General features: G+C 67.3%; 15 protein-coding genes. 8 read left to right on the top strand and 7 right to left on the bottom strand.

Translation table 11 applies throughout. The annotated features are described in order from the left end of the window. Positions 1-17 precede the first annotated feature (17 nt). From KHP16_RS12495 to KHP16_RS12460, 8 genes are all read left to right on the top strand, one after another. Positions 18-386 (top strand): response regulator, encoded by a 369-nt coding sequence (locus KHP16_RS12495; protein WP_109583053.1) that lies wholly within the window; start codon positions 18-20, stop codon positions 384-386. Next, entirely contained in the window at positions 383-691 is a 309-nt protein-coding gene (locus tag KHP16_RS12490) for an STAS domain-containing protein (RefSeq protein WP_211960288.1), read from the top strand. Before KHP16_RS12495 ends, KHP16_RS12490 begins: the two co-directional genes overlap by 4 nt. Continuing rightward, positions 688-2709, top strand: coding sequence for a chemotaxis protein CheA (locus tag KHP16_RS12485; RefSeq protein ID WP_211960287.1), 2022 nt, complete (start codon positions 688-690; stop codon positions 2707-2709). The genes KHP16_RS12490 and KHP16_RS12485 overlap by 4 nt, the downstream gene beginning before the upstream one ends. Then, positions 2706-4337, top strand: coding sequence for a methyl-accepting chemotaxis protein (locus KHP16_RS12480; RefSeq protein ID WP_167468455.1), 1632 nt, complete (start codon positions 2706-2708; stop codon positions 4335-4337). Before KHP16_RS12485 ends, KHP16_RS12480 begins: the two co-directional genes overlap by 4 nt. 18 nt (positions 4338-4355) lie before the next feature. Then, the gene (locus KHP16_RS12475; RefSeq protein ID WP_109583701.1) at positions 4356-4904 is read left to right on the top strand and encodes a chemotaxis protein CheW; all 549 of its coding nucleotides are present in this window, start codon (positions 4356-4358) and stop codon (positions 4902-4904) included. 12 nt (positions 4905-4916) lie between these two features. After that, entirely contained in the window at positions 4917-5723 is an 807-nt protein-coding gene (locus tag KHP16_RS12470) for a CheR family methyltransferase (protein ID WP_115953052.1), read from the top strand. Beyond that, on the top strand, positions 5720-6820 hold the full coding sequence (locus KHP16_RS12465) for a protein-glutamate methylesterase/protein-glutamine glutaminase (protein ID WP_211960286.1): 1101 nt from the start codon (positions 5720-5722) through the stop codon (positions 6818-6820). Before KHP16_RS12470 ends, KHP16_RS12465 begins: the two co-directional genes overlap by 4 nt. A gap of 72 nt (positions 6821-6892) precedes the next feature. Further along, positions 6893-7306: a PaaI family thioesterase gene (locus tag KHP16_RS12460; RefSeq protein ID WP_115953054.1), complete on the top strand. Its 414-nt coding sequence runs from the start codon at positions 6893-6895 to the stop codon at positions 7304-7306. Positions 7307-7342: 36 nt separating this feature from the next. On the opposite strand, the gene KHP16_RS12455 is transcribed toward KHP16_RS12460, so the two are convergent. The 7 genes from KHP16_RS12455 to KHP16_RS12425 all read right to left on the bottom strand — a co-directional run bounded on the left by KHP16_RS12455 (position 7343) and on the right by KHP16_RS12425 (position 15070). After that, positions 7343-8047 (bottom strand): cysteine hydrolase family protein, encoded by a 705-nt coding sequence (locus tag KHP16_RS12455; RefSeq protein WP_115953055.1) that lies wholly within the window; start codon positions 8045-8047, stop codon positions 7343-7345. A gap of 106 nt (positions 8048-8153) precedes the next feature. Continuing rightward, positions 8154-8735 (bottom strand): TetR/AcrR family transcriptional regulator, encoded by a 582-nt coding sequence (locus KHP16_RS12450; RefSeq protein WP_211960285.1) that lies wholly within the window; start codon positions 8733-8735, stop codon positions 8154-8156. Positions 8736-8821: 86 nt separating this feature from the next. Beyond that, positions 8822-9646 carry an enoyl-CoA hydratase gene (locus KHP16_RS12445; RefSeq protein WP_121491470.1) on the bottom strand — a complete coding sequence of 275 codons (825 nt, stop codon included), beginning with the start codon at positions 9644-9646 and terminating at the stop codon, positions 8822-8824. 49 nt (positions 9647-9695) lie between these two features. Then, a complete protein-coding gene (locus tag KHP16_RS12440) occupies positions 9696-11111 on the bottom strand; it encodes an aldehyde dehydrogenase family protein (protein ID WP_244835775.1) in 1416 nt (471 codons plus the stop codon). Further along, the gene (locus KHP16_RS12435) at positions 11108-11902 is read right to left on the bottom strand and encodes an enoyl-CoA hydratase/isomerase family protein (protein WP_211960283.1); all 795 of its coding nucleotides are present in this window, start codon (positions 11900-11902) and stop codon (positions 11108-11110) included. The genes KHP16_RS12440 and KHP16_RS12435 overlap by 4 nt, the downstream gene beginning before the upstream one ends. Next, positions 11899-14079, bottom strand: coding sequence for an acetate--CoA ligase family protein (locus KHP16_RS12430; RefSeq protein ID WP_244835774.1), 2181 nt, complete (start codon positions 14077-14079; stop codon positions 11899-11901). The genes KHP16_RS12435 and KHP16_RS12430 overlap by 4 nt, the downstream gene beginning before the upstream one ends. Beyond that, positions 14072-15070 carry a Bug family tripartite tricarboxylate transporter substrate binding protein gene (locus KHP16_RS12425; RefSeq protein WP_211960282.1) on the bottom strand — a complete coding sequence of 333 codons (999 nt, stop codon included), beginning with the start codon at positions 15068-15070 and terminating at the stop codon, positions 14072-14074. Before KHP16_RS12425 ends, KHP16_RS12430 begins: the two co-directional genes overlap by 8 nt. Positions 15071-15148: the final 78 nt, after the last annotated feature.

Genomic DNA, 15148 nt, shown 5'->3' with positions numbered 1-15148 from the left:
ACCAAGGACCACTCACCATGGCAAAGACCATCCTGATCGTTGACGACTCCTCCTCGGTTCGCCAGGTCGTGGGTATCGCACTGAAAGGCGCGGGCTACGCCGTGATCGAGGCCTGCGATGGCCGCGACGCGCTCGCCAAGCTCACGGGCCAGAAGGTGCACCTGATCATCAGCGACGTGAACATGCCGAACATGGACGGCATCACGTTCCTGAAGGCCGTGAAAGCCCTGCCCGCCTACCGCTTCACGCCGGTCATCATGCTCACCACGGAAAGCCAGGAAGCCAAGAAGCGCGAAGGCCAATTGGCCGGGGCCAAGGCATGGGTCGTCAAGCCGTTCCAGCCGCCTACCCTCCTCGGCGCGGTCGAGAAGCTCGTACTGCCATGAGCGACGCCATACGCTTCGCCCTCGATGGCGAACTGACGATCTACCGCGCGGCCGAGCTGCGCGAAGCGCTGCTGGGCGCTCTGGCCGCAGCACCCGAGTTACCCGCATCTCCATCCTCTACCTCGATGGTCATCGATCTTGCCGACGTCACCGAGATCGACAGCGCCGGCGTGCAGTTGCTGTTCGCCACGCAACGCGCGGGCGCCGCGCTCGGCGTGCCGGTGGCGTTTGCGGACGCCAGCCCCGCCGTGCACGAGGTCCTCGGCTTGTTCCACCTCTCCGCCGAACTCGGGGTGTCCGCATGAACATGGATCAGGCCCTGCAGGCCTTCATCGTCGAGAGCCGCGAGCTGCTCGAAGATATGGAATCCGCGCTGCTGCGCGTGACGCACGAGGCGGACGCGAGCGACTCGATCAACGAGATCTTCCGCGCGGCGCATACCATCAAGGGCTCGGCCGGCCTGTTCGGCCTCGACTTCATCGTCAACTTCGCGCACGTCGCGGAAAGCGTGCTCGATCGCGTGCGCGATGGCGCCCTGCCGATCGACGAAGCCGTGGTGTCGCTGCTGCTGGCGTGTGGCGATCATATTGCCCAGCTGGTGGGCCTTGCGGCCGAAGGCCGGACCTCGTCCACGCCTGAACTCGATGCCGAGGCCGCGCCGTTGCTGGCGCAGCTGCACGGGTACCTCGATGCGCCGGTCGTTGCGGCGGAGCCTGGCGACGGCGCCGCCGAATCCGTGGCGGAGGGCGCCATGCAGTCGTGGCGGATTTCGCTGCGGTTCGGGCCCGACGTGCTGCGGAACGGCATGGACCCGCTATCATTCGTGCGCTATCTGGGCAAGCTGGGCACCATCGCCTCGATCCAGACGTTGACCGATGCATTGCCGCCGCTGGCGGAGATGGACGCCGAATCGTGCTATCTCGGCTTCGAGATCGCGTTGCTGAGCGATGCGGGTCGCGCCGCCATCGAGGGTACGTTCGAGTTCGTCATCGACGACTGCGACGTCACCATCGTGCCGATGATCGACGGCGAGCCGGGCGACGCCGCACCGGACGCCAGCGTCGCCGGTCCCGCGCTCCCGCGGGTCGCGGCCGGCACCGCCGAAGCGATCGGCGAGCGCCCCGCGCGCGACGCCCGCGCGGGCGAGCGCCAGTCGGTGCGCGTCGATGCCGACAAGCTGGACCGGCTGGTCGACCTCGTGGGCGAGCTGATCACGGCGTCGGCCACCGCGATGCAGGCCGGCAGCAAATTGCAGAGTTCGGCGTTGCACGAAGCCCATTCGACGCTCATCGGCCTCGTGCAGGAAGTGCGCGACAGCGCGCTGCAGCTGCGCATGGTCAAGATTGGCGGGACGTTCAGCCGCTTCCAGCGCGTGGTACACGACGTATCGCGCGAGATCGGCAAGGACATCGTGCTCGAGATCAGCGGCGAGGATACCGAACTCGACAAGACCGTTGTCGAGAAGATCGGCGATCCGCTCACGCATCTCGTGCGCAACAGCATGGACCACGGGATCGAACCGGCGGACGTGCGCGCCGCACGCGGCAAGCCCGCGCGCGGCACCGTGCGCCTGAATGCCTACCACGACTCGGGCAGCATCGTGATCGAGGTAGGCGACGACGGTGGCGGACTTTCGCGCGAGAAAATTCTCGCCAAGGCCATCGACCGCGGCCTCGTCGAAGCCGGCAAGGTGCTCGGCGACCAGGACATCTACGCGCTGATCTTCGAGCCGGGCTTCTCCACGGCCGAACAGATCACGAACCTGTCCGGCCGCGGCGTCGGCATGGATGTGGTCAAGCGCAATATCGCCGCGCTACGCGGCACCGTGTCGATCGATAGCGAACCGGGCGTCGGCACCACGGTCTCCGTGCGCCTGCCGCTGACGCTTGCCATCATCAACGGGTTTCAGGTATCCGTCGGCAACTCCGTGTTCGTGCTGCCGCTGGAAGCGGTGGAGGAATGCGTCGAGTTCCGAGAGGACACCGGCCATGACTTCATGGAACTGCGCGGTCAGGTGCTGCCTTTCGTACGGCTGCACACGCTGTTCGATATTCCGGTCAGCGCGTCCGTGCGCCAGAGCGTCGTCGTCGTGCGGCATGCGGGACAGTGCTTCGGCATCATCGTCGACCGGCTCCTCGGCGAAGCGCAGACCGTGATCAAGCCGCTCGCGCCGATCTTCGCGCATCTCCGCGGCATCAGCGGGTCCAGCATTCTCGGCAGCGGCGATGTCGCGCTGATTCTCGACGTCCCCGCGCTCAACCAGATTCTCAGCGTCTCCTCTCGTACCGACATCAACAAGGAAAGATCGTGTTCGCCAACATGAAACTCGCGACGAAGCTGTTCGGCTCGTTCGTCATCGTGCTCGCCCTGATGATAGGGCTCGGCACCTACGCCATCGTGCAGCTGTCCACCGTGAACGCCTCCACCGTGGACATCGCCACCAACTGGATGCCCAGCGTGAAGGACGTGCTGCTGACACGCGGCAACCTGCACCGCGTGCGCGTGCTGGAACTGCGCACGATCCTGACCGACGATGCCAACGAGATCCGCGAGGCCATCTCCGAGTCCACCGACCGCATCGCCACGATGCGCAAGACGTGGGAGGAGTACGGCAAGCTGCTGGCCTCGCCCGAAGAGAAGCAGCTGTACGACCTGGCCAAGCAGGATCTGGACGGGTTTATCGCCGAGCACGACAAGATCGTGACGCTGGGCTCCCAGAACAAGAACGCGGAAGCCCGCGACGTGCTCAACGGCACCTCGCTCAAGCGCTACAACGCGTTCCGCGCCGCCACCGACAAGCTCACGGAGATCAACGTGAATGGCGCCGACGGTGCCGCGCGCACGGCCGCCGAAGTGTTCGCATCGGCGCGTTCGTGGGTGATCGGCACGCTGGTCGGATGCTCGATCCTCGCGCTGGCCATGGCCTTCGTGATTACCCGTTCGCTCGTGCGCCAGCTCGGCGGTGAACCCGTCTACGTGGCCGAGATCGCCAACAGCGTATCGAATGGCGACCTCACGCTGAACATCCAGACGCGTGCCGGCGACGACAGCAGCGTGCTCGCCGCGATGAAGAATATGGTGGGCAAGCTGTCCCATATCGTCAGCGAAGTGAATGGCGGTGCGGAAGCTCTGGCCGGCGCTTCCGAGGAAGTCAGCGCCACGGCGCAGTCGCTGAGCCAGGCGTCGAGCGAACAGGCATCGGGCGTGGAAGAAACGAGCGCGTCGGTGGAACAGATGACGGCGTCGATCTCCCAGAATACGGAGAACTCGAAGGTGACGGACAGCATCGCGACCAAGGCCGCCACTGAAGCGTCCGAGGGTGGCGAGGCCGTGCGCGCCACGGTGTCCGCGATGAAGCAAATCGCGCAGAAGATCGGCATCATCGATGACATCGCCTACCAGACCAACCTGCTCGCGCTGAACGCGGCGATCGAAGCGGCCCGGGCGGGCGAGCACGGCAAGGGCTTCGCGGTGGTCGCGGCGGAAGTGCGCAAGCTGGCGGAACGCAGCCAGGTGGCCGCGCAGGAGATCGGTGACGTGGCGGGCTCGAGCGTCGAGCTGGCCGAGCGCGCGGGCAAGCTGCTGGACGAGATGGTGCCGAACATCCGCAAGACCTCGGATCTCGTGCAGGAAATCACCGCGGCATCCGAAGAGCAATCGTCAGGCGTGAGCCAGATCAACGCCGCGATGACGCAGCTCAGCCAGACCACGCAGCAGAACGCCTCCAGTTCGGAAGAACTCGCCGCGACCGCCGAAGAAATGAGCGGCCAGGCCGAGCAGCTGCGCAACACCATCAGCTTCTTCCGCATCTCGGGCATGGCCGATGCACGCAAGGTACGGACGGCGACACGCAAGCCGGCCAAGCCCGCCGCGCGCAAGGCGGCGCCGGTGCTCGACCTCGCGATGGCGGACGGCGATCTCATCGACGAGTCGTCCTTCGCGCGTTATTGATCGATGGGGACGCAATCGATGACTACCGCAGTGACTCAACCCGTAGCATCGGCCGGTGGCCGGACCGAGACCACCCAGTACCTGACCTTCCAGCTTGGCGGCGAGATGTTCGCGATCGGCATTCTCGCGATCAAGGAGATCATCGAGTACGGCACGCCGACCGTCGTGCCGATGATGCCGCCAACCGTGCGTGGCGTGATCAACCTGCGCGGCGCGGTGGTGCCCGTCATGGACTTGCAGGCACGCTTCGGCGAGCCGTCGAGTCCGGTCGGCAAGCGCACGTGCATCGTCATCGTCGAAGTGCCGGCCGGTGACGAATGCCAGGTGGTCGGCGTGGTGGTAGACGCGGTGAACGAGGTCGTCGATATCGGGCCCGGAGACATCGAGCCCACGCCCTCGTTCGGCGCGCGCATCCGGACGGACTTTATCGAAGGCATGGGCAAGCGGATGGGCAAGGACGGCGCGAAGTTCGTGATCCTGCTCAACCTCGAACGTGTGCTGTCGCTCGACGAGATGACGACCCAGATGGCAGCGCTCGCGCAGCAGCCGCTGGAAGCCGCCGCCTGACCGATACGCGCCATGCAACAGTTCACGCTGTCCGATCAGGACTTCGGCAACTTCCAGCGCTTTATCTTCGAGGCGGCGGGCATCACGCTCTCCCCCGCCAAGAAGGCGCTGGTCTGCGGCCGGCTGGCCAAGCGCGTGCATGCGCGGCAACTGGACAGCTACGCGGCCTACTTCGACCTGCTGCGCAGCCGCCGCGATCTCAAGGAAGTGCAGGCCGCGGTGGATCTGCTGACCACCAACGAGACGTACTTCTTTCGTGAGCCGAAGCACTTCGACCTGCTGCGCGAGGTCGCCGCCGCGCATGACGGCACGCGCCCGTTCCGCATCTGGAGCGCCGCCTGCTCGAGCGGCGAGGAGGCGTACAGCATGGCCATGGTGCTCGGCGACTGCATGGCGGGCCGTGCGTTCGAGGTCATCGGCACCGACATCAGCACGCGCATGCTGGCCCGCGCGCGTACGGGACATTACCCCGACACGCGCGCGCGGCTGATTCCGCCGACGTACCTCAAGCGCTTCTGCCTCAGGGGCCAGGGCGAGCACGAGGGCACGATGCTCGTGGACCGCAGCGTGCGGGCGCGCGTGCGGTTCTCCCATGCCAACCTCAACGACCGGCTGCCCGATGTCGGCATGTTCGACATGGTGTTCCTGCGTAACGTGATGATCTATTTCAACGGCGCCACCAAGCGTCAGGTGGTGGCGCGCGTGCTCGGCCAGCTCCGGCCGGGCGGGCATTTCTGCATTGGCCATTCCGAGACCCTCAACGACGTGAGCGACGCGGTGGAGCAGCTGGCGCCGTCGGTCTATCGGAAGCCGCTATGACCGCGAAGGCAACGCCTATCCGCGTGCTGGTCGTCGACGATTCGGCCGTCGTGCGGCAGGTGTTGGTCGGCCTGCTGGCCGCCGCGCCAGGCATCGAGGTCCTGCACGCGGTCGCCGACCCCCTGCTTGCCATGGAACGCATGCGCGTGCAGTGGCCCGACGTGATCGTGCTGGATGTGGAGATGCCGCGCATGGACGGCATCACGTTCCTGCGGAAGATCATGGCGGAGCGCCCTACCCCAGTCGTCATCTGCTCCACCCTGACCGAAAAAGGCGCCAAGACCACGATGGAGGCCATGGCGGCCGGCGCGGTCTCGATCGTCACCAAGCCGAAGCTCGGGCTCAGGCAGTTCCTGCAGGAGGCGGCCGACGAACTGATCGCCACGGTCCGGGCGGCCGCACGCGCCAATGTGCGACGGCTCGTGCCGCGCGCGGCCCCCCCGGCGCCGCTCGTGCCGACGGTCAAACATTCGGCGGACGTGATTCTGGCCGCCGGCCTGCCACACGGCGCGTCGCGCGCGATGGCGCAGACCACCGAGCGCGTCGTGGCGATCGGCACCTCCACCGGTGGCACGCAGGCCCTCGAACAGGTGTTGACGGCGCTGCCGCGCGTGTCGCCGGGCATCGTGATCGTGCAGCATATGCCGGAGAAGTTCACGGCCGCGTTCGCGGCGCGGCTCGATGCGCTGTCGGCGATCAGCGTCAAGGAGGCGCAGACCAACGACCGCGTGGTGCCGGGCCGCGCGCTGATCGCGCCGGGCGGGCGACATATGCTTCTGCGGCGCAGTGGCGCGCAGTATTTCGTCGAGGTCGTCGATGGGCCCCTGGTGAACCGTCACCGGCCTTCGGTCGATGTGCTGTTCCGCTCGGTGGCCAAGTGCGCCGGGGCCAACGCGGTCGGCATCATCATGACGGGCATGGGCGACGATGGGGCCGCGGGGCTCCTCGAAATGCGCACTGCCGGCGCGCGAACCGTGGCGCAGGATGAGGACAGCTGCGTGGTGTTCGGGATGCCGCGGGAGGCGATCAAACGGGGCGGTGTGGATCGGACGGTGCCGTTGTCAGCCATTGCGCGGGAAATCGGCGCCGCGGCCTAGCGGCACGATAGCCGCGTACGGGGTCAGCGGTTTGGGTCAAAATACCGGTATTGGACAATGCTCCCTGTACCCATGACCGACCCCGCCGTGACCTACCCTACCGACAACCCGCTACTCGACGACCTCGGCATCCGCCTCACCAAGGTCAGCCACGGCGCCTGCGAGCTCGAACTCGATATCGAGCCGCGCCATCTGAACCGACAGGGTTCGCTCCAAGGCGGCGTGAGCGCGACGCTGCTCGATGCCGCCTGCGGCTACGCGGGCCTGCAGGACGAAGACGGCAAGATGGGCAATGCCGTCACGCTGATGCTGACCATCAGCTATCTGGGACGCGTCAGCACGGGCCGCGTCCGCGCCGTGGCGCACGTGACCCGCGCGGGCCGCAGCATCTATTTCTCGTCGGCCGAACTCACCGCTGACAACGGCGACCCCATCGCCACCGCGCAAGGCACCTTCAAGCGCTCACGCGAGCCGGCGATCCGCTGACTGCCCGCTCGTTTTGGCTTCCGGTTCGGCCTCCATTCAGGCTTCGAGCATTGCGACCACCTCGTCGGTGGTCCACAACCCGTTGGCGATGTAGCGGAAGTTGATGAGCGCGGCCAGATAGCCATCGCCCTCGGGCACCTTCGGGCCCGCGATCGCATCGCGCACCACGCCGACCTCGAAGCCCTGCTCGAGCAGATCGCGCAGATGCGACTCCACGCACAGGTTCGCGGCCATGCCGGTGAGGATGACCTGATCGACGTGGCGCTTGCGCAGTTGCAGCGTCAGGTCGTTGACCTGCGGGCCGTACAGCTTGTGCGTCGAACAGATGACGGTCTTGCCGTCCTCGATGTACGGCTTCAGCTCGGGAAGGAAGTCGGCGCCCGAATCGCGGAACCCTTCCAGCGTGAGCGCGCCGGGGCGGTCGAACATGCCGAGCGCATGTTGCAGGATTTCGCCCGGGCCCTGGAATGCGCTCTCATGGTCGTGCGGATAGTAATAGTGCGGCGACACGGCCACGGGCAGGCCGGCCTGCTTGGCGGCGCGGAACAGCCGCGCGAGATTCGGCACGAGGTTCTGCTCGGTCACGCTCTCGCCGACCACGGGCCATGCCGCGCCGTTGGGGCTCATGAAGTCGATCTGCGGATCGATGACGACCAGCGCGGCGCGCCGCGGGTCCAGCTTCATGGTGGGCTTGGGCAGCGCGGCGTTGGCGGGGGCGGCATATTGAGGCAGGTTGCACATGGGATTCTCCGGGTAGGAATACGGCCTGATTATAGATGACCGGTCGTCTTGCTAAAGGTTAAAAAAAGAGACGACATGACATGTCGCCTCACGGGTAGAACGTGAATCAGGCCAGAAGCTTCGGCAGTACGAGCCGCTCGAATCGCAGATACGGTTCGCGGTTCCGCTGCACCTTCGCCCGCAGCACCGCGCCCTCCCATGCTTCGATCAGCACGCCCGCCAGATCGCGTGCGCGGTTGCCGGTGCCGATATGCGACAGCGCGGCGACGCAGTCGGTCAGCGCGTCCTCCCAGCGCTGGAACAGCTGCATCAGCCGGCGGCGGGCGTCATCGCTGTCCGTCGCGAGTTCGAGCGACAGATTGCCGACGAGGCAGCCTTGCGCGTAGTGATGCTGGCCGTGGTCGTCGGCCAGCGCGCGGAAAAAGCGCGCGAGCCGCGTGGCGGGGGCTTGCGAGGCGTCGCGGAGCAGCGGGAAGTGACGGCTTTCGATATTGAGCCAGTACTGCTCCAGCAGTTCGATGGCAAAGGCTTCCTTGCTGTCGAAGTAGTTGTAGAACGAGCCCTTCGGCACGCCGGCCGCCGCCGTGATGTCCTGCACGCCGGAGCCGTTGAAGCCGCGGCTATGGATGACCTGACCGCCGGTGGCGAGCAGCCTGGCGCGCACGTCGGGGTTCGGGGGTCGTGGCATGAGACGCCTTGCTACGGTGGTGGGCAATGTTTAGCAAGATAGTTGGTCATGAATGGAAAGTCAACCCCGCCACCACCGCGCGCACGCTACCGTCCCGTGAACCGGGCGGGGCGGCGTTCGATGAAGTGCGCTACGCCTTCCGTGAAGTCCTCGCTCTGGATGCTCTCGAACATCTCCGCATTGGCCACGCGGGTGGCCTCGGCCAGCGACTGGAACGGTTGCTCCCACAGTTGCCGCTTCATCACGCCGATCGAACGCGGCGAGACGTTTTCGGCCAGGTCGTCCGCATAGGCAATGGTCTCGCGCATCAACGCATCGGCGTCATAGACCCGATCGACGAGCCCCATGCGCAACGCCTCGTCGGCGGGCACCTTGCGCGCCGAGTACAGCAGATCCGCCGCGTGGCCCGGCCCCACGACGCGCGGCAACAACCAGCCGATGCCATGCTCGGCAATCAGCCCCCGCCGCGCGAACGCCGTGCTGAATGCCGCGTTCGCACTCGCGAACCGCATATCGCTGTACAGCGCGAAGACCAGCCCGAGCCCGGCGGCGGCCCCATTGATCGCCGAGATCACCGGCTTCCGCAGCGCGGGAAAATAGCCATACCGCGTCTGATAGTCCGCGCGGCGGTTCATGTCGAACGGCCGCATCCACCGCGCCGCGCGAATGTCGTCAGGCGGGAGGATCTCCAGCGCGTTGATGTCCATCCCCGCGCAGAAGCCCTTGCCCGCCCCGGTCAGCACGATTACACGTACTTCCGCCTCCCGATCGAGCGCCTCCATGGCATCGCGCAGCTCCGTCTCCATGACCTGCGTCAGCGCATTGAGCTTGTCGGGGCGATTCATCGTGACAACGGCCACACGGCCGCTCCGCCCGGCCAGCGTGACGGTCAACTCCTGATACGTTTTCATCGTTTGCCTTCCTCGTTTGCGTCTTCGTTTGCGTCTTCGTTTGCGTCAATCAAGGCAACTGCACCGCACGCGGCTCGACGAACGCCTCGAGCCCATAGACGCCTCCCTCGCGGCCCATGCCCGACAGGCCAAATCCGCCAAATGGCGCCGCCGGATTGAATCGCGCGCCGTTGACATCGACCTGCCCCGCCCGCAAGGCATCCGCCACCGCGGCGCCGGTCGCATCGTCGGACGCCCATACCGTCGCGGCCAGACCGTAAGGCGTGCCGTTGGCCAGCGCGATGGCGTCCTCCACCGCGTCGTAGCATTGCACCGCCAGCACGGGGCCAAACACTTCCTCGTTGGCAAGCCGGCTATCCGCCGGCACATTGCCGTAGACCGTCGGCGCGACGAAGAAACCCCGCGCGGGGACCGGCGCATCGGGTCCGCCCGCGATGCGGTCGAACCCGGCGCGCTCGGCCTCCGCCAGGTGCGCGCGCACCCGCTCGCGTTGCGTCGAGGACAGCAGCGGCCCGATACGCGTATTGGCATCGGCGGGATCGCCGAGCGTCATGGCCGATACCGCCTGCTCGAGCAGCGCGCGGACTTCGGGATATGCGTCCCGCGCGACGATGAGCCGCGTCGTCGCGCTGCAGGTCTGGCCCGCGTTGAGGAAGCACGATGCCACGGTCGCCTTGACGGCCTTCTGCAGATCGGCGCCGGGCAGCACGACCGCGGCGGACTTGCCGCCCAGTTCCATCGACACACGCTTCATGTCGCCGGCCGCGATGGCGGCGACCTTGCGGCCCACGGCGGTCGAGCCCGTGAACGACACCATCCGTACGTCCGGATGCGACACCAGCGCGGTGCCGAGCGCGGCGCCCCCGCTCACGATGTTCAGCACGCCGGCCGGCAGCTTCGCGGCCTCGCAGGCGGCGATCAGATGCAGCGTTGCCGACGGCGCGAGCTCGGACGGCTTGAGCACGACCGTGCAGCCGGCAAGCAGCGCGGGGGCGAGCTTGCCCGTGATCTGATGCAGCGGATAATTCCACGGCGTGATGGCCGCGACCACGCCGGCGGGCGCCATCGTGATGCGGGAATGGCCCTCCTGCCGCACGAATGGAAAGCCCTCGGCGAGCGCGGCGGTGGCGCGCCACGCCGCGATCGGCGCATCCACCTGAATGCGGCGCGACAACTTCAGCGGCATGCCGACTTCGCGGGAGATGTCCTCGGCCAGTTCGGATGCGCGCGCTTCGAGCGCATCCGCCACTGCCAGCAGGTATCGGGCACGCGCTGCGGGCCGCAACGCCTGCCATGCGCGCTCGGCATGCGTTGCCGCACGCACGGCGGCGTCCGCATCCTCCGCCGGGCCGAGTCGCACGTCGACGCGCGGGGCTTCCGTGGCGGCGTCGAGTACGCGCACGAGCTCACCGCCCTCGATCTGACGGCGCGCGCCGTCTATATAGTGTTCCGACAATAGCTTCACTTGGACTCCCGGTTCGAGCGTTGTTCGAGGAATTGCGCCATCACGCGCTGCGGTTCCCCATCGGCATAGCATTCGAGTTGCGCGCGGATGCCCGCCACCACGGCTTCATCGAAGCCGGGCTGTGTCATTGCGCGGAGGCGCTGCTTGGACAGCCTCACCGCCGTCGGCGGCAATGCGGCGAGCGCGCGGGCGCGCTCCATTGCGGCCGGCATCAGGTCGGCTGCGGCGTGGAGCGACGTGACGAGGCCCATCTCGTACGCGCGCTGGCCGTCGACCAGATCGCCCGACAGCGACATCTGCGCGTTGTGCGTGTGGCCCACGTGAAGCGTCATCAGGTACGAGCCGACGATGCTTGCCAGTCCCGCCTTCACCTCGGGCTGGCCCCAGCGGCTGTCCGGCGTGGCGAGCCGGAAGTCGGCACACATGGCGATCTGGAACCCCGCGCCCGCCGCCACGCCTTGCACGGCCACCACCGACGGCGTGTCGAGATCGCGCACCGACTGGTACATCGCGGCTTGCCGCTCCAGCCAGGGGACGATCTGCTGCCAGTGCACTGCCGAGGCTTCGTCCAGGTCTTGCCCCGCGCAAAAGGCGCGATCGCCCGCGCCGGTCAGGATCAGCGCGCGGACGTTGAGGTCGGCGTTGAGCGTGTGTAGCGTGTCGATCAGCGCATTGCGCAGGGCGCTGTTGACCGCGTTCATGCGCGCGGGCCGATTGAGCGTGACGATGGCAATATCGCCGTTTCGCTCGACGCGTATGACGTCGTTGTTTGCGTACGCGGCTTCGTTCATGGCGTTTCTGCCTCCTGCGTTCTCGCATCTTGCAATTGGACAACCGCATCGACGGCGATAACGCCCTCGCCTGCCGCCATCAGCATCAAGGGATTGATATCGACCGAGCGGACCGCGTGCCGGTGGCGGAGCGCCCAGTTCCCGAGGGCGACGGCGGCCGATGCCAGCGCGTCGAGGTCGAGCGCGGGGACGTCGCGATAGCCCGTGAACAGCGGCGCGACACGTAGCCGCGCGCAGGCGGCCCTGACGTCGTCGACAGTGAACGGCGCAAGCAGCGTGACGATGTCCTTGCGCAGTTCGAGCAGCGTGCCGCCTTCGCCGATCATCACGAGGGGGCCGAACATGGGGTCGACGGATACGCCTAGCGCGAACTCGTGCCGACCCTTGACCATTTGCGCGACGACGATCCGGGGTTCGCGGACTTCGAGCTTGCGTAGCGTATCGAGGCAAGCCTGCGCGGCGGCCTCGGATTCGACGCGCGTCGTCAACCGCAGATGCACGAGCCCGTGCTCGCTCTTGTGCGGCACGGACGCCGCGCAGCCCTTCACCACGACGGCGGCACCCGCGCTGCTGGCACGCAGCGCCTCGAACGCCGCGCCCGCTTCGCTTGCGCTGCCGCATAGCCGGTGCGGCACCGTCGGCACGCCCGCCTCGGCGAGCAACGCAAGGCTGCGGGCCTCGTCCTGCAAGCCGTTCCCCGCGAGCGGGAGCGCTGCGGGAACGGCCGACGACGCCATGACCCGGGTGACGCGGGTGACGCGGGCCATGCGCTCCCGGTGCGCGGCGTACTGGGCCAGCGCGGCCACGGCGTCCGCCTCCGTCACGAACGTCGGCACCCCGTGCCGAACGAATACCTCCCGCACGCTTTGCTGCGGCGCGCTGGCCACCAACGGTTTGCGATGCCCGGCACTGAACGCCGCCGCGTCGCGCGCAAGGGCTTCCACGTCGTACCCAGGCCCCGCCACGGGAATGCCGACCATCACCATGTCCGCAGCCGGATCGGCGCCCAGCGCCTCCAGCACGCGCGGAAACATGTCGCCCTTGCCGAGCAGCGCCGCAGTCATGTCCAGCGGATTGTTCGCCGTTCCAAACTCCGGCAGGATCGCCCCAAGCGCGCGTAGCGTGTCGTCCCGCAACGCGGCCAGCGGCAAGCCATGCCGTTCGGCGAGATCGGCGGCCATGACGCCGACAGCGCCGCTATGACTCATCACCACCGTGCGTCCCGCCCCCGGCGCATGGTCCTGCAGATACAGCGGCACCGCCCGCACGAGCTCGCCGATATCCCCCGCGCGCCAGATGCCATGCGCAACCAGGAACGCGTCGATCGCCGCATCGTTGCCGACGAGCGCACCCGTATGCGATGCAGCCGCCTGCGCGCCGCGCGCGCTGTTGCCTGCCTTGATGGCGACGATGCTCGCCCCGCGCGCCCGCGCAATCGCCGCCGCCCGCGCCAGCGCGTCGGGATTCGAAATCGTCTCGAGGTAGACCAGGAGTAACCGCACGTCGGGATCGGCGGCCACAGCCGCCGCGATCGCGCAGGCATCGAGGTCCGCGTCGTTGCCCGTGGCCACGAGATAACGCACACCATGCCCCGCCTGACGCAGCAACGCGTAAGGCATCACGCTCGCGGCACCGCTCTGGCTGATGATCGCGATCGGTCCATCCTGCGGCGCCACCTCCATGAACATCGTCGAGAAGTTCAGCACCGCGCCCGCCGCAAAGTTGGCGGTCCCCTGCGCGTTGGGTCCGACGAGCCGCATGCCGCCCGCATTGGCAACGCGCACGAGTTCCTGCTGCCGCTCGCGGCCCTTCGCACCGGTCTCCGCAAACCCTGACGCCATGATCACGGCGGCCTTCACCCCGGCCTCCGCGCACAGCCTCACCTGTTCGAGCGTGGCATCCCCGGACACCGCGACGATCGCCGCCTCGGGCGTCTTGCCGCACGCAACGAGGTCCGCCACACCGGCATACGCGGGCAGTCCCTGGATGACGTCGCGAGCCGGGTTCACGGGCAGGATCTCGCCCGTATAGCCAAACGCCCGCATGTAGTGGATCGGCCGGCCGCCGACCTTGTTGGGATTGTCCGAAGCGCCGATGACGGCAACGGAAGACGGATGAAACAACGCCGCGAACGCATCGTGCGCCGCGTCGAGCGGCGCGAGCAGAGTCTCAGTCAACGGTCGCTCCCGATTGCTTCACCACGGGGCCCCACTTGGCCGCGTCATGCTGAATCAGCTTTGCAAAATCCGCGGGCGTGCCCGGCAGCGGGCGCGCGCCGAGCGCGGCCAGTTGCGTCTGCACGTCCGCCTGCTTCAGTACGGTTTGCAGTTCGGCGTTGAGCTTCTGGATCGCCTCGGCGGGCGTGCCCTTGGGTGCGGACAGCCCAAACCAGATCGTGACGTCGAACCCGGGCAGTCCCGCTTCCGCGACGGTCGGCACCTTCGGCAGCGCTTCCGAACGCGCGGTGCCCGTGACGCCAAGCGCCTTGACCTTGCCGCTGCCGATGTACTGCACCTGGCTCGACACCGTGTCGAACATCATCGAGATGCGGCCGCCGAGCAGGTCAGTGAAGGCCGCCGCCGAGCCCTTGTATGGCACGTGCACGATATCGATGCCGGCCATCGACTTGAACAATTCACCCGACAGGTGATTGGAGCTGCCGTTGCCCGCCGAGCCGAACGTCAGCGAGCCGGGCTTCTGCTTCGCGAGCGCGATCAATTCCTTCACGTTGTTTGCGGGCAGGCTGTTGGGCACCACGAGAACGTTGACGGTGGACGCGACCGAGCCCACCGCATCGAACGCCTTCACGGGGTCTACCTTCAGCGCGCGATACAACGACGGGTTGATCGCCATCGTGCCCGTGGTGGAGAAGAACAGCGTGTAGCCGTCCGGCGCGGCCTGCGCCACGGCCTCGGTGGCGATCGTGCCGCCCGCGCCGCCGCGATTGTCGATGACGACCGGCTGGCCGAGTTGCTGCGACAGATGCTGGCCGATGAGGCGCGCCATGGCGTCGGTGGGACCGCCCGCGGGAAATGGCACCACGAGGCGGATGGGCTTGACTGGGTAGGCGCCCGATGCGAACGCACTGCCTGCCATCGGCGCGGCGGCGATCAGCATGGCGCATAGCGGGCGGCGCCATGCGCGGAGCATGTGGGTGAAGCGCGGCATTCTTGTCTCCATATCGTTATGCCCTCCTGTTTTCCGGCGGGATGACATCAGTGTATGGAGCTTCCGTGCGATGCAAAA

Origin of the sequence: Cupriavidus plantarum (assembly GCF_905397285.1) — a bacterium.
Lineage (GTDB): Bacteria > Pseudomonadota > Gammaproteobacteria > Burkholderiales > Burkholderiaceae > Cupriavidus > Cupriavidus plantarum.
Note: the sequence above shows the minus strand (reverse complement) of the source record. Positions and strands in the feature narration are given on the sequence as shown.